This is a genomic window from Streptomyces endophytica, from assembly GCF_026153355.1.
Classification (GTDB): Bacteria; Actinomycetota; Actinomycetes; order Streptomycetales; family Streptomycetaceae; genus Streptomyces; species Streptomyces endophytica.
The window spans coordinates 727508-746951 of the sequence record NZ_CP110636.1 but is presented as its reverse complement, the minus strand read 5'-3'; the positions used below and the strand labels follow the sequence as shown (position 1 = coordinate 746951).

At 71.0% G+C, this 19444-nt stretch carries 16 protein-coding genes and 4 pseudogenes; 7 read left to right on the top strand and 13 right to left on the bottom strand.

From position 1 onward, the window contains the following. Positions 1 to 4 precede the first annotated feature (4 nt). Positions 5 to 262: a DUF3311 domain-containing protein gene (locus OJ254_RS03330; RefSeq protein ID WP_265361186.1), complete on the bottom strand. Its 258-nt coding sequence runs from the start codon at positions 260 to 262 to the stop codon at positions 5 to 7. Positions 263 to 490: 228 nt separating this feature from the next. Next, positions 491 to 1249 carry a GntR family transcriptional regulator gene (locus tag OJ254_RS03325; RefSeq protein ID WP_261957438.1) on the bottom strand — a complete coding sequence of 253 codons (759 nt, stop codon included), beginning with the start codon at positions 1247 to 1249 and terminating at the stop codon, positions 491 to 493. A 241-nt stretch (positions 1250 to 1490) separates the two neighbouring features. Between OJ254_RS03325 and OJ254_RS03320 the strand changes: the two genes are divergently transcribed. From OJ254_RS03320 to OJ254_RS03305, 4 genes and pseudogenes are all read left to right on the top strand, one after another. Then, the gene (locus tag OJ254_RS03320; RefSeq protein WP_265361185.1) at positions 1491 to 2759 is read left to right on the top strand and encodes an extracellular solute-binding protein; all 1269 of its coding nucleotides are present in this window, start codon (positions 1491 to 1493) and stop codon (positions 2757 to 2759) included. A 109-nt stretch (positions 2760 to 2868) separates the two neighbouring features. Beyond that, on the top strand, positions 2869 to 3930 hold the full coding sequence (locus OJ254_RS03315) for a carbohydrate ABC transporter permease (protein WP_265361184.1): 1062 nt from the start codon (positions 2869 to 2871) through the stop codon (positions 3928 to 3930). Then, positions 3927 to 4766, top strand: coding sequence for a carbohydrate ABC transporter permease (locus tag OJ254_RS03310; RefSeq protein ID WP_265361182.1), 840 nt, complete (start codon positions 3927 to 3929; stop codon positions 4764 to 4766). Before OJ254_RS03315 ends, OJ254_RS03310 begins: the two co-directional genes overlap by 4 nt. 8 nt (positions 4767 to 4774) lie before the next feature. Next, a pseudogene (locus OJ254_RS03305) lies at positions 4775 to 6342 on the top strand (glycoside hydrolase family 3 protein). 206 nt (positions 6343 to 6548) lie between these two features. Here OJ254_RS03305 and nagB read toward each other — a convergent pair. Further along, positions 6549 to 7331 carry a glucosamine-6-phosphate deaminase gene (gene nagB / locus OJ254_RS03300; protein ID WP_265361181.1) on the bottom strand — a complete coding sequence of 261 codons (783 nt, stop codon included), beginning with the start codon at positions 7329 to 7331 and terminating at the stop codon, positions 6549 to 6551. A 143-nt stretch (positions 7332 to 7474) separates the two neighbouring features. Further along, entirely contained in the window at positions 7475 to 8248 is a 774-nt protein-coding gene (locus tag OJ254_RS03295; protein ID WP_265361179.1) for an SDR family oxidoreductase, read from the bottom strand. Between the two features lie 516 nt (positions 8249 to 8764). Between OJ254_RS03295 and OJ254_RS03290 the strand changes: the two genes are divergently transcribed. Beyond that, positions 8765 to 10231 (top strand): sensor histidine kinase, encoded by a 1467-nt coding sequence (locus OJ254_RS03290; protein WP_265365026.1) that lies wholly within the window; start codon positions 8765 to 8767, stop codon positions 10229 to 10231. 273 nt (positions 10232 to 10504) lie between these two features. Here OJ254_RS03290 and OJ254_RS03285 read toward each other — a convergent pair whose 3' ends face one another. Together OJ254_RS03285 and OJ254_RS03280 are read right to left on the bottom strand one after the other, a co-directional pair. Next, a complete protein-coding gene (locus OJ254_RS03285) occupies positions 10505 to 10762 on the bottom strand; it encodes a WhiB family transcriptional regulator (RefSeq protein ID WP_003983230.1) in 258 nt (85 codons plus the stop codon). Positions 10763 to 11081: 319 nt separating this feature from the next. Further along, a pseudogene (locus OJ254_RS03280) lies at positions 11082 to 12073 on the bottom strand (diacylglycerol/lipid kinase family protein). A gap of 96 nt (positions 12074 to 12169) precedes the next feature. Between OJ254_RS03280 and OJ254_RS03275 the strand changes: the two are divergent. Continuing rightward, positions 12170 to 12625, top strand: coding sequence for a hypothetical protein (locus OJ254_RS03275; protein WP_265361172.1), 456 nt, complete (start codon positions 12170 to 12172; stop codon positions 12623 to 12625). Positions 12626 to 13048: 423 nt separating this feature from the next. Here the strand turns inward: OJ254_RS03275 and OJ254_RS03270 are convergent, their stop codons facing one another. The 4 genes from OJ254_RS03270 to OJ254_RS03255 form a co-directional block, all read right to left on the bottom strand. Further along, positions 13049 to 14008, bottom strand: coding sequence for an RNA polymerase sigma factor SigF (locus tag OJ254_RS03270; protein WP_261957436.1), 960 nt, complete (start codon positions 14006 to 14008; stop codon positions 13049 to 13051). Between the two features lie 43 nt (positions 14009 to 14051). Then, positions 14052 to 14465, bottom strand: coding sequence for an ATP-binding protein (locus tag OJ254_RS03265; RefSeq protein ID WP_030413515.1), 414 nt, complete (start codon positions 14463 to 14465; stop codon positions 14052 to 14054). A 291-nt stretch (positions 14466 to 14756) separates the two neighbouring features. Then, positions 14757 to 15245 (bottom strand): GNAT family N-acetyltransferase, encoded by a 489-nt coding sequence (locus tag OJ254_RS03260; RefSeq protein WP_265361170.1) that lies wholly within the window; start codon positions 15243 to 15245, stop codon positions 14757 to 14759. A gap of 64 nt (positions 15246 to 15309) precedes the next feature. Continuing rightward, positions 15310 to 15570: a UBP-type zinc finger domain-containing protein gene (locus OJ254_RS03255; RefSeq protein ID WP_265361169.1), complete on the bottom strand. Its 261-nt coding sequence runs from the start codon at positions 15568 to 15570 to the stop codon at positions 15310 to 15312. 59 nt (positions 15571 to 15629) lie between these two features. On the opposite strand from OJ254_RS03255, the gene OJ254_RS03250 reads away from it, so the two are divergent. Next, positions 15630 to 17231, top strand: a complete 1602-nt coding sequence (locus OJ254_RS03250; protein WP_265361168.1) for a Na+/H+ antiporter — start codon at positions 15630 to 15632, stop codon at positions 17229 to 17231. Positions 17232 to 17250: 19 nt separating this feature from the next. Here OJ254_RS03250 and OJ254_RS03245 read toward each other — a convergent pair. The 3 genes and pseudogenes from OJ254_RS03245 to OJ254_RS03235 form a co-directional block, all read right to left on the bottom strand. Next, positions 17251 to 18181: pseudogene (locus tag OJ254_RS03245) on the bottom strand (1-aminocyclopropane-1-carboxylate deaminase/D-cysteine desulfhydrase). An 87-nt stretch (positions 18182 to 18268) separates the two neighbouring features. Further along, positions 18269 to 18858 (bottom strand): annotated as a pseudogene (locus OJ254_RS03240) (N-acetylmuramoyl-L-alanine amidase). Between the two features lie 239 nt (positions 18859 to 19097). Continuing rightward, positions 19098 to 19331, bottom strand: coding sequence for a hypothetical protein (locus tag OJ254_RS03235; protein ID WP_265361167.1), 234 nt, complete (start codon positions 19329 to 19331; stop codon positions 19098 to 19100). Positions 19332 to 19444 lie beyond the last annotated feature (113 nt).

The window sequence follows — 19444 nt, the reverse complement described above, 5'->3', positions numbered from 1 at the left end:
GCGCTCACCGGCCACCGTCCTTACGGAGGCGCTGCTCACGCCGGACGAGCTTGTACGCGACGGTGGTCAGCACCGTCGAGATCAGCACCCACAGCATCTGGTACCAGTAGAAGAACGGGATCCCGATCAGCGTCGGCTCGATCCTGGCGTACGAACTCACCCACAGCATCGAGACGAACGGAGCCAGCAGGCACAGTCCGGCCACTATGCGCGTCGGGGTGACGACCTGTCTTCCGGTCGGTGATTCGGCTGGCTCTGGCATCAGCGTGGCTCCGTCCCTGACTGTCTCCTGTGCAATCGGCTGGAAATCTATGGCAGGGCCGTGGCGCGCGTCACTAGGTGTCCGCATATCGGTATGGCAACTCCGCGCGGAGGAACGGCGGCGGGCGGCGGGAGTTGACCGCCCGCCGGCGCCGTTCGGTCCGCGGGGAGTACCCCGTCCGTAGGGCGTGTTCAGCCCGTAAGGCGGGCCCGGTCCGGGGGGAGTTGCTCAGTCCGTGGGGCGCTGCAGCCTGGCGACGAACTTGTAGCGGTCCCCGCGGTAGACCGAGCGCACCCACTCCACCGGCTGCCCCTGGGCGTCGAGGGAGTGGCGGGAGAGCATCAGCATCGGCAGGCCGACGTCGGTGCCCAGCAGTCCGGCCTCGCGCGGGGTGGCGAGCGAGGTCTCGATGGTCTCCTCGGCCTCGGCCGGCCGGACGTCGTAGACCTCGGCCAGCGCGGTGTACAGCGAGGTGTACTTGACCAGGTTGCGGCGGAGCGCGGGGAAGCGCTTGGCCGACAGGTGGGTGGTCTCGATCGCCATCGGCTCACCGCTGGCCAGCCGCAGCCGTTCGATGCGCAGCACCCGCCCGCCCGGCGCGATGTCCAGCAGCCCGGCCAGCCGGTCGTCGGCGGTGACATACCCGATGTCCAGCAGCTGGGAGGTCGGTTCCAGCCCCTGGGCGCGCATGTCCTCCGTGTAGGAGGTCAGTTGCAGGGCCTGGGAAACCTTGGGCTTGGCGACGAACGTGCCCTTGCCCTGGATGCGTTCCAGCCGGCCCTCGACGACCAGTTCCTGGAGCGCCTGGCGGACGGTGGTCCGCGAGGTGTCGAACTCCGCGGCGAGGGTGCGCTCGGGCGGGACCGGGGTGCCGGGCGGCAGGGTTTCGGTGATCTCCAGCAAGTGCCGCTTGAGGCGGTAGTACTTGGGCACCCGCGCGGTCCGCGTGCCGCCGCCGCTCTCGGCGCTGCCGCCCTCGGTCTCCATGACCCGCCTCTCCGACCCCTGTCCTGCTGCCGTCACCGGCTCCTCCGTACGTAGCGGCTCACATCGTGGCACGGAAGGGTTCCCCGCGCCCTCTCGCAGGTCCCGGCCCGCCAGATGTCGGTCCGGTAACGGACCTGACAGCGACTCTTATACACCCTTGACACCCCAAAAGGTCTAGGCCAAGCTGCGGGAACTGGTCTAAACCATTAAAGACCACACCCGGCCTTTAGGGGAGAGCGCAATGAAGCGTGGGCTCATAGCAGCGACGGCGGTCGCGGGAATGCTGGTGAGTGTCGCTGCCTGTGGGTCCAGCGACGGCGGGAAGACGGGGGCGGACGGCTTCAAGGGCCAGAAGCTGACCGTATGGGTGATGAGCGGGTCGAACCCGGAACAGTGGACCAAACAGGTCTCCGAGGAATTCAAGAAGAAGACCGGCGCCACCGTCGAGTTCAAGGTCCAGCAGTGGAACGGCATTCAGCAGAAGCTGAGCACCGCCCTTTCCGAGGACACCCCGCCGGACGTCGTCGAAATCGGCAACACCCAGACCGCCGCCTACGCCAAGGCGGGCGCCCTGGCCGACCTCGGTGACCTCAAGAAGGAGATCGGCGCCGACTGGAACGACGCGTTCAACAAGGCGTCGATCGTGGACGGAAAGCAGTACGCACTGCCCTGGTACGCCGGGAACCGCGTGGTGATGTACAACAAGAAGATCTGGGCGAAGGCCGGTATCAAGGGCATCCCGAAGACCCGCTCCGAGCTCTTCAAGGACTTCGACACCATCAAGCAGAAGACCGACGCCGAACCGCTCTACCTGCCCGGCCAGAACTGGTACTTCTTCGACGGGCTGACCCTCGGCACCGGCGCCGAACTGGTGAAGAAGCAGGGCGGCAAGTGGGTCTCCAACCTCGGCGACCCCAAGGTCTCCAAGGCCATGGACATCTACCGGCAGTACCAGTCCTTCAGCACCGCCCCGAAGAACAAGGACGAGGCCACCCCGCAGCAGGCCGAGGTCTTCGCCAAGGGCAAGACCGGCGCCGTCATCGCCATGGGCTACGAGGCCGCCACCGCCGTCAAGGCCAACCCGGACATCAAGCAGGACATCGGATTCTTCACCATTCCCGGTGAGACCGCGGACAAGCCCGAGGGAGTGTTCCTCGGCGGCTCCAACTTCGCGGTGGCCGGAATGGGCAAGAACCAGGAACTCGCCAAGGAATTCCTGAAGGTCGCCCTCTCCAAGGAGAACGACGGGCAGATGGTCAAGGAGGTCGGCTGGACCCCGAAGTCCCCCGACCTGGCCGGCGCCGCCAAGGAGAATCCGGCCGCCGCGGCCGCCGCCCCCGCGGCACAGAAGTCCGGCGGCACCACTCCGCTCATTCCGCAGTGGGCCGCCGTGGAGAACGTCCCGAATCCCCTCAAGAACTACATGACGGCCGTGCTGAACGGTAAGTCCCCGGCCGACGCCGCCAAGGACATCGAGTCCGAGATCAACGCGCGGCTCGCCAAGCAGTAACCACACCGGCTGCGTACGGGGCCGGCCGTCCCCGGCCCCGTACGCGCGTCAGCGGGTGCACACCGGCCTTCACGGCAACACGGCGACAACAAAGGGGGAGCAGGGGCCCATGGCAGCGCAGCACGACGCCGCGGTGGAGAAGACCGCGCCGCGCACCGGCAAGGGGGCAGCCCCGCCCGACCGCGGCACCGGCGGCACACGGCCCGCCCGCCGCACTCCTCGTCCTCCCGCCCGCCGCACTCCTCGTCCTCCCACCCCCCACACTCCTCGTCCTCCCACCCGCCACACCCCGTATCTCCTCCTGCTGCCCGCCCTGCTCGCGACCGCCGTCTTCCTCGGCTGGCCGCTGGTCCGCAACCTCCTGATCTCCTTCCAGAACCTCAACATGAAGGAGCTGATCCAGCACCTCACCGACTGGCGCGGGATCGGCAACTACCAGGAGGTCCTGGGCAGCGAGCAGTTCTGGCGGGTCACCCTCCGGACCGTCGTCTTCACCGCGGTCAACGTCGTCCTGATCATGGTCCTGGGCGTACTGATCGGCCTGCTGCTGGCCCGGCTCGGCAAGAGGATGCGGCTGACCCTGTCGCTCGCGCTGGTCCTGGCCTGGGCGATGCCGGTGGTCGCCGCCACCACCGTCTTCCAGTGGCTCTTCGACTCCCGCTACGGCGTCGTCAACTGGCTGCTCGACACACTCGGCTGGCACGCCATGGCCCACTACGACTGGGTCGGCACCCAGCTGTCGACCTTCTTCGTGATCACCGTGCTGATCGTCTGGCAGTCCCTGCCGTTCGTGGCCCTCAACCTCTACGCCGCCACCACGACCATCCCCCGGGAGCTCTACGAAGCCGCCCGGATGGACGGGGCCGGCACCTGGAAGGTCTTCACCTCCGTCACCTTCCCCTTCCTCAAGCCGTTCTTCCTGGCCACCACGTTCCTGGAGATCATCTGGGTCTTCAAGGCGTTCCCGCAGATCTTCGCGATCAACCAGGGCGGCCCGGACCGGCTCACCGAAACCCTGCCGATCTACGCCTTCACCGAGGGCGTCGGCAACCTCCACTTCGGCATGGGCGCCGCGATCTCCCTGCTGACCATCGCCGTGCTGCTCGTGCTGACCGCGTACTACCTGCGCCTGACGCTCAAGCAGGAACAGCAAGAGGAGAACGAGCTGTGAAGCGCACGGCCCTTTCGACAGCCGGCCGCATCTGGCCCAACGCCACGGCGGCCCTGCTCGCCCTCGGCTTCGCCTTCCCCGTCTACTGGATGTTCAGCACGGCCTTCAAACCGACCCGGGACATCATCACCGAGGACCCGGTGTGGTTCCCCTTCCACGGCACCGTCGAGCACTTCGCGACGGCCGTGAACGCCCCCCATTTCTGGGCCCTGGCCGGCAACTCGGCCGTCGTGACCGTCCTGGCCGTCGGGCTGTCCCTGGTCATCGCGCTCTGCGGGGCGTTCGCCCTCACCCGGATGCGCTTCAAGGGCCGCCGCGGCATCCTGCTGACCTTCATGGTCGCCCAGATGGCGCCCTGGGAGGTCATGGTGATCTCCATCTACCTGATCGTCCGGGACGCCGACCTGCTCAACAGCCTGGTACCGCTCACCTGCTTCTACACGCTGATGGTGCTGCCCTTCACCCTGCTGACGCTGCGCGGCTACGTCGCCGCGGTGCCCAGGGAACTGGAGGAGTCCGCGATGGTCGACGGCTGCTCCCGGCGGCAGGCGTTCCGCAAGGTCGTCTTCCCGCTGCTGGCACCCGGCCTGATGGCCACCTCGCTCTTCGGCTTCATCACCGCCTGGAACGAGTTCCCCCTGGTGCTGGTCCTCAACAAGGAGCCGGACGCGGGCACCTTGCCGCTGTGGCTCTCGCAGTTCCAGAGCCAGTTCGGCGACGACTGGGGCGCCACCATGGCCGCCGCCTCCCTCTTCGCCGTCCCGATCCTCGTCCTCTTCCTGTTCCTGCAACGCAAGGCGGTCGGCGGTCTCACCTCCGGCGCAGTGAAGGGATAACGCACGCCATGCCACCACTCGTCCGCCCGGTACGCCCCACCGACACCCTCACCCGCGACGCGCTCGCCGTCCTCCAGCCCGGCTTCACCGGCACCACCGCCCCCGACTGGCTGCTGCGCCGGCTCGACGAGGGCCTCACCTCGGTCGGCCTGTTCGGCCGCAATGTCGAGGACCCCGGCCAACTCGCCGCCCTGACCGCCCGGTTGCGCCGGGAACGCGAGGACGTCCTGGTCGCCGTCGACGAGGAGGGCGGCGACGTCACCCGCCTCGAAGTGCGCGGCGGCTCCTCCTTCCCCGGCAACCACGCGCTCGGCGCCGTCGACGACCCGGCCCTGACCCGCGCGGTCGCCCGGGAACTCGGCCGCCGGCTGGCCGAATGCGGCATCACCCTCAACTGGGCACCGTCCGCCGACGTCAACTCCAACCCGGACAACCCGGTCATCGGCGTCCGCTCCTTCGGCGCCGACCCGCGGCTGGTCGCCCGGCACACCGCCGCCTACGTGGAGGGCCTGCAGTCCGCCGGCGTGGCCGCCTGCACCAAGCACTTCCCCGGCCACGGCGACACCGCCGTCGACTCCCACCTCGACCTGCCGCGGATCGCCGCCGACCTGCCCACCCTCCGGGAACGCGAACTCGTCCCGTTCCACGCCGCGATCGCGGCCGGCACCCGCGCCGTGATGAGCGCGCACATCCTGCTGCCCGCCCTGGACGGCGAACGCCCCGCCACGCTCAGCCCGGCCGCCCTGCACGGCCTGCTGCGCGCCCCCGCCACCGAGGGCGGTCTCGGCTTCGACGGCCTGATCGTCACCGACGGCATGGAGATGCAGGCCATCTCCGCCACCTACGGCATCGAATGCGGCAGCGTGCTCGCCCTCGCGGCCGGCGCGGACGCGATCTGCGTGGGCGGCGGACTGGCCGACGAGGACACCGTGCTGCGGCTGCGCGACGCCCTGGTGGCGGCCGTGCGCGACGGCGAACTGCCGGAGGAGCGGCTGGCCGATGCCGCGGCACGGGTGCGCGCCCTGGCCCGCTGGACCCAGGCCGCGGACGCGGGGGAGGGGGCCGCGGGGGAGGGGGCCGCGGGGGAGGGGCCGCGCCCGCACCGGGCATCGGCCTCACCGCCGCCCGGCGTGCCCTGCGCCGCACCACCGGCGAGCGGCCCTACGCACCGCTGACCGCCGCCGCGTACGTCGCGGCCTTCACCCCGCTCGCCAACATCGCGGTCGGCGACGAGACGCCGTGGGGTGTGGCCGCCGAACTGGCCCGCCTGCTGCCGGGCACCGGCACCGGCACCTACACCGCGGACGTCGCCGCCGCGGCCGGCACCCCGGCCCTGGTCGAGGGCCTGCTCACCGCGGCCGCCGGCCGCCGGATCGTGGCCGTCGTCCGCGACGTCCACCGCCATCCCTGGATGGCCGACGCGCTGGCCGCCCTCCTGGCCGCCCGCCCCGACTCCGCCGTCGTCGAAATGGGCGTCCCCCAGGCCCCGCCCCAAGGCGCCCTGCACCTCGCCACCCACGGCGCCGCCCGGGTCTGCGGCCAGGCCGCGGCCGAGGCCCTCACCGGGCGCCGCTGAGGCCCGGGCCGGCTGAGGCCCGGACCGGCTGGGACCCGGACCGGCTGGGACCCGGACCGGCTGGGACCCGGACCGGCTGGGGCCCGGACCGGCTGGGACCCGGACCGGCCGAGACCCCGGGACCCGCCGAGAGACGAAACCGGCCGGGGCGCTCCCGTAGGAACGCCCCGGCCGGATCACCGGCGGGCGCCGGCCCGCCGGAAGGATCAGAGGCCCTGCCACTCCGGCTTCGCCGCGTACGTGGCGCGGAAGTAGTCGGCGAGCTTCAGCTTGCCGGCCGCGGCCTCGTCGACGACGACCGTGGCGTGCGGGTGCAACTGGAGCGCGGAGGCCGGGACCAGCGCGGCCACCGGGCCCTCCACCGCACGGGCCACCGCGTCCGCCTTGCCCTCGCCGGTGGCCAGCAGCACCAGGTGCCGGGCCTCCAGGATCGTGCCGATGCCCTGGGTGATGACGTGGTGCGGGACCTCGTCGAGGCTGTCGAAGAACCGGGCGTTGTCCTCCCGGGTCTGCCGGGTCAGCGTCTTGATGCGGGTCCGCGACGCCAGCGAGGAGCAGGGCTCGTTGAAGCCGATGTGCCCGTCGGTGCCGATGCCCAGCAGCTGGAGGTCCACCCCGCCGGCCTCACCCAGCGCCCGGTCGTACGCCTCACAGGCGGCCGGCACGTCCTCGGCCGTGCCGTCCGGACCCAGGAACGCGCCCTCGTCCAGACCGAGCGGCTCGACCACCTCGCGCAGCACCACCGAGCGGTAGGACTCGGGGTGCCCGGCCGGCAGTCCGACGTACTCGTCGAGCTGGCAGATCCGGGTCCGCGAGGCGTCCACCTCGCCGGCCCGCACCTTCGCCGCAAGCGCCTGGTAGATGGGCAGCGGGGTCGAGCCGGTGGCCACCCCCAGCAGCGCATGGGGCTTGCGCCGCACCAGGGTGGCGATGGCCTCCGCGATCAGCTCGCCGCCTGCCGTGGCGTCCGGAACGATGACAACTTCCACGCTTGGCCTGCCGTTCTGGAGAAGGGTCTATGGAGAGGTGGTATAGACCAATCTATCAGAGGGCGGCCGCCCGGACCGGGTGGCGGCGCGGAACGGCGGCCGGCGGCTTTCCGTCGGTACGGTGACGACCCGGTGAGGCGGCGTCAGAGCAGCCCGCCGCCCGTCGCGTCGATCCACTGCCCGGTCACCCACCGGCTGTCGTCCGAGGCCAGGAAGGCCACGATGTCAGCGATCTCCGCGCCGCCCGCGACCCGGCCCAGCGGCGACAGCCCGCGCAGCCGCTCCCGGGCCGCGGCGTTGCTCTCACCCCGCAGCCAGCCGGCGTTCATGTCGGTGTCCACCGCCCCGGGCGCCACCGCATTGACCGTGATGCCCCGCGGCCCCAGGTCCTTGGCGAGGGTCGAGGTGAAGACGTCGACCGCCCCCTTGGACATGGCGTACGCGATCAGCTCCGGCTTCGCGGCGCCGCGGGTCAGACCGGTGGAGACATTCACGATCCGCCCGCCGTCACGCAGCCGGGACAGCCCCCGCTGCACCAGGAAGAACGGCGCCTTGGTGTTGACCGCGAAGAGCCGGTCGAAGTCCTCCTCGGCGAGCTCGCCGATCCCCTTGAGCGTCCCGTCCACCGCCTTGTTGATCCCGGCGTTGTTGACCAGGACGTCCAGCCCGGCGGCCTGCTCGTCGAACGCGGCCCACAGCGCCTCCGCGTCGCCCGGCACGCCCAGTTCGGCCCGGACGGTGAAGGCCGTGCCGCCCGCGGCCTCGATCGCCGCGACCGTCTCCTTCGCCGCCGCCTCGTCGTGGCCGTAGTGGACGGCCACCCGGGCGCCGTCCCGCCCCAGCCGTTCCGAGATCGCCCGGCCGATCCCCCTGCCGCCGCCGGTGACCAGTGCCGTCCTGCCGCTGAGTGCACCCATGGAACGTGCCCCTCCCCATCCGTGTCCGGCGCCCCCGCCGCGCGGGCGCGCCCCTCCGTCCGCCGGGCGACATTTTGTATCGCTCGGTCCAGAACGAAGGTAGCATGCATCCCGGGTTGTGCCGTACGGAAACGTGGATCTTCGAGCCGGGCCGCCACCGGCCCCGGAAACACCCGCGGGCCGCCACCGGCCCCGGAAACACCCGCGGGCCGCGGCGCCGGGACAGGACCCTCAACCTGTCATCGGCACCGCAGCCCGGAGCTGACATCGGCCGGCCCCGCTGTGCGGACGGTGGGCTCCCCTGTGTGCGGTGGGGTCGCCGTCCCGTCCTGGGGTCGGTCGATCGGAGGCCTCCGCGCAGTCAGGGCAGAGAGCGCTTCTGGCCTCGTTCCGCCCTCCTGTGCGGGGAGAGCGGAGGTCTTTGCTGAATTCTGGACTAGACCATTCTCACTTGTCCATGCCCTTGCGGGGAGAACAGTCATACCGTACGCCGGTAGGCTCCAAGACGTGCCCTCCATGAACGATCTCGTACGACAGCACACCGCTCTGAGCGACTCCGACCTCGAGTGGCTCCACATGCTGGTCTCGGAGTGGCAGCTGCTCTCCGACCTGTCCTTCGCCGATCTCGTCCTCTGGGTCCCGACGCTCGACGGTACCCGTTACGTCTCGGTCGCCCAGATGCGTCCCAACACCGGACCCACCTCCTACCAGGACGACATGGTCGGCCACCTGGTGCCCCGGGGACGCCGGCCGATGCTGGATTCCGCTTTGGACGAGGGCCGCATCGTACGCGAGGGCGACCCGGAGTGGCGAGAGGAAGTTCCGGTCCGGGTCGAGTCCATCCCGGTACGGCGCGAGGGCCGGGTGCTCGGCGTGATCGCCCGGAACACCAACCTGCTGACCGTACGCACCCCCAGCCGGCTGGAGCTCACCTACCTCCAGAGCGCCTCCGACCTCGCCCAGATGATCGCTGCCGGAACGTTTCCCTTCCCCGGCCAGCAGGTCGACATGGACGCCTCCCCGCGCGCCGGCGACGGGCTGATCCGGCTCGACGCGGACGGCGTCGTCCAGTACGCCAGCCCCAACGCGCTCTCCGCCTACCACCGGCTCGGTCTCGCCGCGGACCTCGTGGGCCACCACCTCGGCCAGGCCACCGCCGAACTGGCCCCGGCCCGCGGCCCGGTGGACGAGGCACTGGTCAAGCTCGCCAGCGGCTGGGCGCCCCGGGAATTCGAGGTCGAGGGCAATGACGGCGTGATTCAATTGCGCGCCATTCCGCTCAAACCGAAGGGCACGCATATCGGATCCCTGGTGCTACTGCGGGACGTCACCGAACTGCGCCGCCGCGAACGGGAACTGATCACCAAGGACGCCACCATCCGGGAAATCCACCACCGGGTGAAGAACAATTTGCAGACAGTGGCCGCGCTGCTACGCCTGCAGTCCCGCCGGATGGATTCCGAGCAGGGCCGCGAGGCGCTCAACGAGGCCGTGCGCAGGGTCGGTTCGATCGCGATCGTGCACGAGACGCTGTCCCAGAACCTGGACGAACGGGTCGAGTTCGACGAGATCGCCGACCGGGTGCTGGCCATGGTCGCGGAGATCTCCCCGGGCAAGGTGACCACCCGCCGCACCGGGCGCTTCGGCATCCTCGACGCCGAGGTGGCCACCCCGCTGTCGATGGTCCTCACCGAAATCCTGCAGAACGCCCTGGAGCACGCCTTCGACCAGGCCGAGCACGGCATCGTCGAGGTGGGCGCGGTGCGCGGCGGCAGCCGTACCGACCCCCGGCTGATCGTCACCGTCCAGGACAACGGCCGCGGCCTGCCCGAGGACTTCGACCCGCAGCGCGCCGGAAACCTGGGGCTGCAGATCGTACGGACCCTGGTGGAGGGGGAGTTGGGCGGCACCTTCGACATGGTGCGGGCTCCCGAGCGCGGCACCCGGGTCCTCCTCGACATCCCGGTACGGCCGGAGAAGTAGCACTAGGCGGGACCGGGGGAGGCCCCCGAGGGGAAAGCCCCGAGGGGGAAGCCCCGCCGGCCGTGGCGCGGTGGGCCGGCCCGGGCCCGCCGCCGGTCCCGGAAACGGCAACAAGTGCCGGAAACAGCAACAAGGCCGGAAACAGCAACAAGCCCCGGACCAATCGGTCCGGGGCTCAAAGCTATTGCGATGCGATAACGACCGGGCTTCTCAGCGCCGTGAGTGCATCGGGGGTACTGCGCGCTGCGGCTCGGGGGCCACGGGGCGGCTGGCTCAGGCGCTGGCGTTGCGCGCCCGGTTGCGAGCTGCACGGCGCTTCATCGCGCGGCGCTCGTCCTCGCTCAGACCACCCCAGACGCCGGAGTCCTGGCCGGACTCAAGCGCCCACTGCAGGCACTGCTCCATGACGGGGCAGCGGCGGCAGACGGCCTTGGCTTCCTCGATCTGCAGCAGCGCAGGACCGGTGTTGCCGATAGGGAAGAAGAGCTCGGGGTCTTCCTCGCGGCAAACGGCGCGGTGACGCCAGTCCATGGCTGCTCCATCTCCTCGTGTGACGGGATCGTTGCTTGTGAATGTGAACGCTTTCACGAATCCCCCCGCAAGGGAAGGGCCGAACTCCAGTTGTGAACTGGTGCGGTCCTGGGAATGAGGAGGAGGATTCGGGCTCTCAAGGGGGCCGGTAAAGCGGCCGTCCCGATCGCCATGAAGAGACTCGCAAACCTCGGCTGCGGATACAACCCCTTCCGGAAACTTTTTTTTGATTCCTTGGTGTCGCCTCGGTCACAGCCGTCATTCCAGGGGGTGGGAACCAGCCTAAACGTTCGAGTGAAAGGACTTTGGGCCCTACTGCTCACACAATCACACGCAGTGCACGGCGAACGCCTGTGAACGTCACACTCGTGCGCAGGCCCAGGTGGTCACCGTCCATCTGGAAGGGCAGCGGCACCTGCGAATGCAAGGTGAAGTTCGTGAGGTCGTGAAGTGAGAGCGCGTGCTTGCCATGGGGGCCGCGCTCCGGGGTTGACGTGAGCAGCTGCGTGGCATAACGGGCCACCGCCGAGGGCGACAGCTTGCTCAGTGCGAACAGATCGAGGGCCGTGTCGAACGAAGCGTCCGGGGACGGATAGATCGGACGGTTGCCCAGGTAGGACCACGGAGCGGTGTTGCAGATTATGGCCAGCGCGAGGTTCTCGACGATCTCCGCCGTACCCTCCGCGCCGTCCTCGCCGCCCGGGCGTTCGAGGGTGATGACCCCCTGCCGGCGGTTCGCCTCTCCCAGGAACTGCCGTACGACCTGTCGCATGTACAGGGCATGCGTCGAACGCTTGCCGCGTTCCCGCTGCTGCTCGACCCGGCCGACGACCCCGGCGTCGAAACCGAAGCCCGCGCAGAAGGTGAACCAGCGCTCCGGTACGCCCTCGTCCTCCGTACCCGGGGTGCCCGCGGCGAGACCCAGGCCGATGGTGCGCTCGCTGCCGTCGCGCAGCGCGTCCAGGAGGGCGCCGGTGGCCTCCACGACGTCGTTGGGCAGCCCGAGGGCGCGGGCGAAGACATTGGTGGAGCCGCCGGGGACCACGGCCAGCCGGGGTGCGACTCGGGATCGGGGCCGTTCGCCAGCAGACCGTTGACGACCTCGTTGACCGTGCCGTCCCCGCCCAGCGCCACGACCAGCTCGGTCTCCCCGCCCTCGGTGGCCTGCCGGGCCAGATCCCGGGCGTGCCCGCGGTACCGGGTCTCGGCGACCTCCAGCTTCAGGTCGCTGGCGAGGGCATGGGTGAGGACCTCGCGGGTGCGCGCACTGGTGGTGGTAGCAGCGGGATTGACCACGAGGAGAGCGCGCATGTGCAGCAGCGTACCTACCTGCTGGTACCGGGCTCACGCCCCGTCCGCGTCCAGGGCGTTCCGGGGCGCGGGGGCCGCCGGCGCTACCCTGCTGGGGTGAGCAGTCAGCAGAAGCAGTCCGTGAAGCGCGCCGCCGGCGCCCCCGCCGCGACCGCACCGGCCGGCCCGCGGCCCGCCCGGCTGAGCGCCGCCGCGGCCCTCACCGGGATCGAGGGCCTGGCCCTGGCCGCCCTCGGCGCCTACATGCTGTTCATGGGGCTCACGGGCTCGCCGGACAGCCCGCAGCAGGCGGAGATGGGCGGGGTGACCGTGCTCGCGCTGGCGGTGCTGCCGCTGGTCGCCGCGCGCGGACTGTGGCTGCGCCGCCGCTGGAGCCGGGGCCCCTCCCTGATCACCCAGATCGTCGCCCTGCCGGTGGCGTGGACGCTGGTGCACGGCGGCGGCACGCTGGTCGCGGGCGGCGTCGCGCTGGCGCTGGTCGCGCTGGTCGTCCTCGTCCTGCTGGTCAATCCGACGGCTACGGAGGCGTTGGGGATCGGTCCGCGGGAGTAGGGGCTTCCCCACGTACTTGGCCGTCCCGCCGCGGTAGTTTCTCGCCGTTGTGTGCTTGCGGCGCCCCGTGCGTATCTGTCTTTCCCGCCGCGGTTGTTCTCGCGGTTGCTCCCCCAGCTAACGCTGGGAGGTGCCCCAGCGGCGGGCCGGGTGTTGTGGGGTGCGGTGACGGGCCTCCGGGGCCTTGTACGTGGACTGCTTCGCTTTACGTCCACGTACAAGGCCCCTCCGGCCCGCCCCCTCCCGTAGGGGATGTGGGGGAGGCCGGGTGGGGGTGGACGTAACGGGGGTGATCGCGGGCGGGCCACAGGGTGTGAAGAGGCCCCGTAGGGGAGAGGCGAACGGATTCCCTAGGGGGTCCGAGCGCCCCCTACGGGGCCTCAACGGGGTGGGGTGGGAGGGTATTCCCGTGGCTACCGTGGGTCACTCCTCCACGAGGAGCTTGTCGCGGAGTTGGGCCAGGGTGCGGGCCAGCAGGCGGGAGACGTGCATCTGGGAGATGCCGACCTCCTGGGCGATCTGGGACTGGGTCATGTTGCCGAAGAAGCGGAGGAGGAGGATCTTCTTCTCGCGCGGCGGGAGGTCCTCCAGCAGCGGCTTGAGGGACTCGCGGTACTCGACCCCCTCCAGCGCCTCGTCCTCCGCGCCGAGGGTGTCGGCGACGGCCGGCGACTCGTCGTCGGTGTCCGGGACGTCCAGGGAGAGCGTGCTGTAGGCGTTGGCCGACTCCAGGCCCTCCAGGACCTCTTCCTCGGAGATCGACAGGTGCTCGGCCAGCTCGTGCACCGTGGGCGCCCGGCCGTGCCGCTGGGAGAGCTCGGCGGTCGCCGTCGTCAGGGACAGCCGCAGCTCCTGGAGGCGACGCGGGACGCGGACCGCCCAGCCCTTGTCGCGGAAGTGCCGCTTGATCTCGCCGACGACCGTGGGCGTGGCGTACGTGGAGAACTCCACGCCGCGCTCCGGGTCGAACCGGTCCACCGACTTGATCAGGCCGATGGTGGCGACCTGGGTCAGGTCGTCGAGGGGCTCGCCGCGGTTGCGGAACCGTCGGGCCAGGTGCTCGACGAGCGGGAGGTGCATGCGGACGAGGGTGTTGCGCAGCTCCGCGCGCTCCGGTGAGCCGTCGGGCAGCTTGCGCAGCTCGTAGAACATCGCCCGGGCGCCGTTGCGGTCCTGTGGCTCCTGGGAATGCTGTGGTTCCTGCAGCGTGTCGTCGGGAGCCGGCGCATCATGCCGATGCGCCTGCTGCCCCTGCTGCTCGCTCTGGTCCATGTGGTCCGCCCGCTCTGCCTGCTCCGCCGCGTCCAACCGGCCGCCGTGGTCGTCTACGCCCACCGGATGCGGCCGGGCCTGCTGACCGGGGATGGTCGCACTGGACGCCATCCGCCCGCCGCGTTCGAGATCTTTCACGGGGCCCCCTGTTCGGTCATGACGGTCCGGGACCGGCGCCGCGCTCCTTGTACAGACTGATGGTGACCGTACGGTCCTCGGCGACGGTGGAATCGACCTTGCCGGCCAGTGCGGAGAGCACCGTCCAGGCGAAGGTGTCGCGCTCCGGGGCGCGGCCGTCGGTCGTCGGGGCGGACACGGTCACCTGCAGTGCGTCGTCGATCAGGCGGAAGACGCAGCTCAGCACACTGCCGGAGACGGCCTGTTGCAGCAGGATCGCGCAGGCCTCGTCGACCGCGATGCGCAGATCCTCGATCTCGTCGAGGGTGAAGTCCAAGCGGGCTGCGAGCCCGGCCGTGGCCGTACGCAGCACGGACAGGTAGGCACCCGCAGCGGGCAGACGGACTTCCACGAAGTCCTGAGTCCCGGGCTCGCCTGCGATCTGGGACACCCTCACCTCCAAGGTGGCACAAGCTGGTTGAGCTGGAATACGCGATATTCGCGTGGTTGGGGATATTTCGCGCCGGTCCTTTCTCCCCTCCGACGAAAGGAGAACGATCCGGCGCGGCACATGGTTCGGCTGTGACGCTATCGCGATCTGCGGGCCGATGTCGCCCGGAAGAGGCACGACCGCTCTCCGGGCGGCGAACGGCCCGCATCACCGGACCTCCCCGCTGTCACTGATTGTAAATCCACGGGTACGGACAGTGGCTAGGGGTGTGCACCGCCAAATCGTGGGCGATTACCCTCCGTTGACGCGTGACGCGCCCGCGAGGTTGTGCAGTGCCTCTCCAGTGAGCCGGAAGACCGTCCATTCGTCCATGGGTCGGGCACCGATCGACCGGTAAAAACCGATGGATGGTTCATTCCAATCCAGGACTGACCACTCGAAACGCTCATACCCGCGGGCCACGCAGATCTCCGCGAGGGCGGCCAGCAGCGCCTTGCCGTGGCCACCGCCGCGCGCCTCGGGACGCACGTAGAGGTCCTCCAGATAGACACCGTGCGTGCCCGTCCAGGTCGAGAAGTTCCGGAACCACAGGGCAAAGCCCACCGGAGCGCCATCGGCCTCGGCGATCAGCGCGAAGGCCGCCGGCTGCGACCCGAAGAGCGCCTCCTTCAGCTGCGGCTCGGTGGCCCGGGCGGCTTCGGGGACACGTTCGTAGGCGGCCAGCTCGCCGATCATGGCGAGGAGGACGGGGACGTCGTCGGGGGTCGCTTCGCGGATCATTCTTGAAGGCTAAACGGACGCCGGGGAACACCTCACGCCGTTTTTCCCACACCCCGCTCTCACCTCAGACCAGTACCTGGTCGACGAAACACCAGCGCCAGGAGTCGCCCGGCTCGAAGGTCCGCATCACCGGGTGCCCGGTCTCCTGGAAATGCCCCGTCGCATGCCGGTACGGCGAGGAATCGCAGCAGCCGACGTGCCCGCAGACCAGGCACAGCCGCAGCTGTACGGGATGGCTGCCGACCGCCTCGCACTCCCGGCAGGTGGCGCTCAGCGGCGTCGGTTCGGCGCGCGGAAGTCCGGCCACGTGCGTGCACTCGCTCATGATGGCCAGGTTAGATCGCCGGGACGGTCGGCGTCGGGGCGAGGGGACGGAACGGGCAGATGGCTGTGATGTCGCTGTTCTTGCTGGTCGCGGGGAGCGCGGCGGTCGCCGGGCTGGCGCGCCGGACGCCGGTGCCGGCACCCCTGCTGCTCGTGGCCGCCGGGCTCGCCGCGTCGTACATCCCCGGCCTGCCGAACTACACCCTCGATCCGCACATCGTGCTGCCGCTGGTGCTGCCCCCGCTGCTGCACACCGCGGCGCTGGACAGCTCCTATCTGGACCTGCGGGCCAATCTGCGGCCGGTGGCGCTGCTGTCGGTGGGCTACGTGCTGTTCGCGACGCTGGTGGTCGGGTACGCGGTCTACCTCCTCGTCCCGGACCTGCCGCTGACCTCGGCGCTGGTCCTGGGGGCGGTCGTCGCCCCGCCGGACGCCGTCGCGGCCACCGCCATCGCCCGCCGGCTCGGGCTGCCGCACCGGATCACCACGATCCTGCAGGGCGAATCGCTGGTCAACGACGCCACCGCGATCACCGCCTACAAGGTCGCGGTGGCCGCGGCCGTCGGCGCCGGCGCCACCTGGAGCGACGGGATCAAGGAGTTCGCCCTGGCGTCCCTGGGCGGCATCGGCATCGGGGTCGTCCTGATGGTGCCGCTGCACTGGCTGCGTGTGCGGCTGCGGGAGTCCGCGCTGCTGGAGAACACCCTCTCGCTGCTCATCCCGTTCGTCGCCTACGCGGCGGCCGAGCAGGTCGGCGCCTCCGGGGTGCTCGCCGTCGTCGTGGTGGGCCTCTACCTGGGGCACCGGTCCTGGCAGGTCGACTTCGAGACCCGGCTCCAGGAGGACGCCGTCTGGAAGGTGATCTCCTTCCTGTTGGAGTCCGCGGTCTTCGCGCTGATCGGGCTCCAGCTGCCGGTCGTGGCGCGCGGCCTGGGGGCGTACGGTGCGGGCCCGGCGCTGGCGTACGCGGCGGTGGTCTTCGTCGTCGTGGTCGGGGCCCGCTTCGTCTGGGTCTTCCCCGCGACCTTCCTGCCGCGGCTGCTGTCCGCCCGGATCCGCGCCCGCGAGCCCGGGGTGAACTGGACCGCGCCGGTGATCGTCGGCTGGGCCGGGATGCGCGGGGTGGTGTCGCTGGCCATCGCGTTCTCGGTGCCGGCCACCGTGCAGGACGGCGGGCCCTTCCCGGGGCGTGACCTGGTGCTCTTCCTGACCTTCACCACCGTCATCGGCACCCTCGTGATCCAGGGCCTGACACTGCCCGTACTGATCCGCGCCCTGCGGCTGCCCGGCCGGGACACGCAGGCCGAGACGCTGGCCGAGGCGCAGGCCCAGAACGAGGCGTCCCGGGCCGCCGAGGAACGCCTCACGGAACTGCTCAGGGACGAGCGCAACGCGCTGCCCGGCCCCCTCTCGGACCGGCTGCGCACCGTCATGGAACGGCGCCGCGACTCCGTGTGGGAGCGGCTCGGCGCGGTCAACGAGGTGACCGGGGAGTCCGCCGACGAGACCTACCGGCGGCTGGCCCGGGAAATGATCGACACCGAGCGGCGGGTCTTCGTCCGGCTGCGGGACGCCCGGCGGATCGACGACGAGATGCTGCGCACGCTGCTGCGCCGGCTCGACCTGGAGGAGGCCACGGCGTACCGGGAGGGCACCTCCTGACGCCGGCCGGCACGCGGCCTCACGGCGCGCCGGTGATCACCGCGGCGACCGTGCTGCCGGCCGGGAACGCGCCCTCCTCGGCCAGCGTGGTCAGTCCGTACAGCAGCTTCGCGACGTAGATCCGCTCCAGCGGCAGGTCGTGCCGCCGCTCGAAGGCGTCCGCGAACGCGTCCAGTTCGGGCGTGCGGCGGGCGTAACCGCCGCAGTGGAAGCGGTCCGCCAGCCGCCAGTCGCCGCGCGGCCCGCCGAACGCGGCCCGCTGCAGCTCCTCGACCGTCCCCTGGAGGAAGTGCGGGCGGCCGCCCTTCAGCACGGCGACGCCGAGAGCCCGCCGGTCCGGGCCCAGTCCCGCGGCGAGACCGGCCAGGGTGCCGCCCGTGCCGCAGGCCACCCCGACCGTGTCCGCCACACCGCGCAGCTCCCGGCCCAGCTCCGTACAGCCTTGTGCGGCAAGGGCGTTGCTGCCGCCCTCCGGGAGGACGTGGAACGCGCCGAACCGGTCGTGCAGGGCGGCCAGCACCGCGGGGTCGGACGTGCGGCGGTAGCTGTCCCGGTCGAGGAAGTGCAGCCGCATCCCGTCGGCGGCGCAGCGGGCCAGCGACGGATTGAGCGGGGCACCGGCCAGCTCGTCACCGCGGACCACACCGATGGTGCCGAACCCCAGCAGCCGGCCGGCCGCCGCGGTCGCCCGCAGATGGTTGGAGTAGGCCCCGCCGAACGTCAGCAACGTCCGCGCGCCCGCCGCGGCGGCCGCCCGCAGATTCGGCTCCAGCTTGCGCCACTTGTTTCCCGGCAGATCCGGGTGGATCAGATCGTCCCGCTTGAGCACCAACCGCCCCGCGCCGGGCGAACGCCCCGTCCTCGACCTCCTGGAGGGGGGAGGGCAGGCGGGGGTGGAGGGCCCGGAGGCCGGGCAGCGGGTCGGGGGCGGGGCCGGTCACAGGGCCCATTGTCGCTTGGGGGTGCGACACCGGCCCGGCCCCCCTGCTCGTACCGGCCGGGCACGCCGCTCGTGCCGGCCGGGCCCCGCCGGCCGGTCACTTCAGGCGGGCGGCGATGCGGTCGCGTAGGGAGGCCATGGTGAAGCCGTGGGGTCGATCTTGCCCGGTTGCCATTCCAGGTGGCCGATCACGGAGCGCTCGGTCCAGCCGTGGGCCCGGCAGACGGCCGCAGCGGCCTTTTCCAGGGCCGCCATCTGGGCCTCGGGCCAGGGGTCGTCGCCGTCGCCGAGGTTCTCGCACTCGAAGCCGTAGAAGACGCGGTTGCCGTCGGTGTTGCTCTCGTTGTCCGGGGGCAGCCGCTTCTCCGCGATCACCGCGCGCAGGACGTCATCGTCGCCCAGGCCCGCGTGATTGGCGCGGCCGTGGCCCACCAGGTGCACCGTGCCGTCCTTGGTGATCACGCCGTGGCAGAGCGGCCCCGGCAGGTCGGGCCGGCCGTCGTAGCAGAGCTTGACGGTGCGCTCGGCCCCGGACGTCGCGGTGTGGTGCACCATCACGCCGTGCACCGGACCCCACGGCCCCTTGCTGTTGCGGTTGTGCGTCTCCCAGCCGTCGACCTCGACGACCCGCACGCCCTCGGCCTTGAGCGCCGCGAGGAAGCGGGCGGCGGACAGCGGTTCGGACATGGCCACTCCGATACGGAACACGGCGGCCGCCGTCCGCGCACCGCCTGCTGTTTCGCTTGTACGGGATGGCGGCACGCAGGTGGAGGGGAACGCAAAAAAACGGATCGGTCGTTCGGTGGTTGTACGAGCGGTTTCGGCCGGGGCGGCGCGCCGCACCGGGCGGGCACCGCCTCCCGTGCCCCGCCGCTCGCGTTCGGCTCCGCGCCGTCCGCCGTCCGCCGACCCCCGGCCGCCGTCCGTTACCCGTGCAGGAACGCGTCGCCGTGTGCGCTGATGTGTGCTTCGAGGGCGGTGAGGGCCGACTGGGTCGCCTCGGGCGTACCGCTGCCCCGCTTCTCGGCGTAGTACGCGGCGCCCAGCTTCTTCAGCAGGTCGCCGCCGGCCCGGTGCTGCTGCACCTCTTCGACCTTCTGCTTGCCCTGGTTGAGCGCGCTCTGCGCCTGCTCCTTGGCGCGGTCCAGAAACCCTGACATCTGCCACCTCCGTGCGGTCCGTGTCGTAAGGGATCAACGGCGCGGACGGCCGTGGGGTTCCCGTGCCAGGCTGGGGGCGTGGGCGAACGGCGCGACACGGATGAGCCAGCCGG

Bases quoted from the DNA above. Each gene is read 5' to 3' on its own strand.
- OJ254_RS03330 (WP_265361186.1), bottom strand. From the start codon at position 262: ATGCCAGAGCCAGCCGAATCACCGACCGGAAGACAGGTCGTCACCCCG.
- OJ254_RS03325 (WP_261957438.1), bottom strand. From the start codon at position 1,249: ATGGAGACCGAGGGCGGCAGCGCCGAGAGCGGCGGCGGCACGCGGACC.
- OJ254_RS03320 (WP_265361185.1), top strand. From the start codon at position 1,491: ATGAAGCGTGGGCTCATAGCAGCGACGGCGGTCGCGGGAATGCTGGTG.
- OJ254_RS03315 (WP_265361184.1), top strand. From the start codon at position 2,869: ATGGCAGCGCAGCACGACGCCGCGGTGGAGAAGACCGCGCCGCGCACC.
- OJ254_RS03295 (WP_265361179.1), bottom strand. From the start codon at position 8,248: ATGGGTGCACTCAGCGGCAGGACGGCACTGGTCACCGGCGGCGGCAGG.
- OJ254_RS03290 (WP_265365026.1), top strand. From the start codon at position 8,765: ATGAACGATCTCGTACGACAGCACACCGCTCTGAGCGACTCCGACCTC.
- OJ254_RS03285 (WP_003983230.1), bottom strand. From the start codon at position 10,762: ATGGACTGGCGTCACCGCGCCGTTTGCCGCGAGGAAGACCCCGAGCTC.
- OJ254_RS03270 (WP_261957436.1), bottom strand. From the start codon at position 14,008: ATGGCGTCCAGTGCGACCATCCCCGGTCAGCAGGCCCGGCCGCATCCG.
- OJ254_RS03260 (WP_265361170.1), bottom strand. From the start codon at position 15,245: ATGATCCGCGAAGCGACCCCCGACGACGTCCCCGTCCTCCTCGCCATG.
- OJ254_RS03255 (WP_265361169.1), bottom strand. From the start codon at position 15,570: ATGAGCGAGTGCACGCACGTGGCCGGACTTCCGCGCGCCGAACCGACG.
- OJ254_RS03250 (WP_265361168.1), top strand. From the start codon at position 15,630: ATGGCTGTGATGTCGCTGTTCTTGCTGGTCGCGGGGAGCGCGGCGGTC.
- OJ254_RS03235 (WP_265361167.1), bottom strand. From the start codon at position 19,331: ATGTCAGGGTTTCTGGACCGCGCCAAGGAGCAGGCGCAGAGCGCGCTC.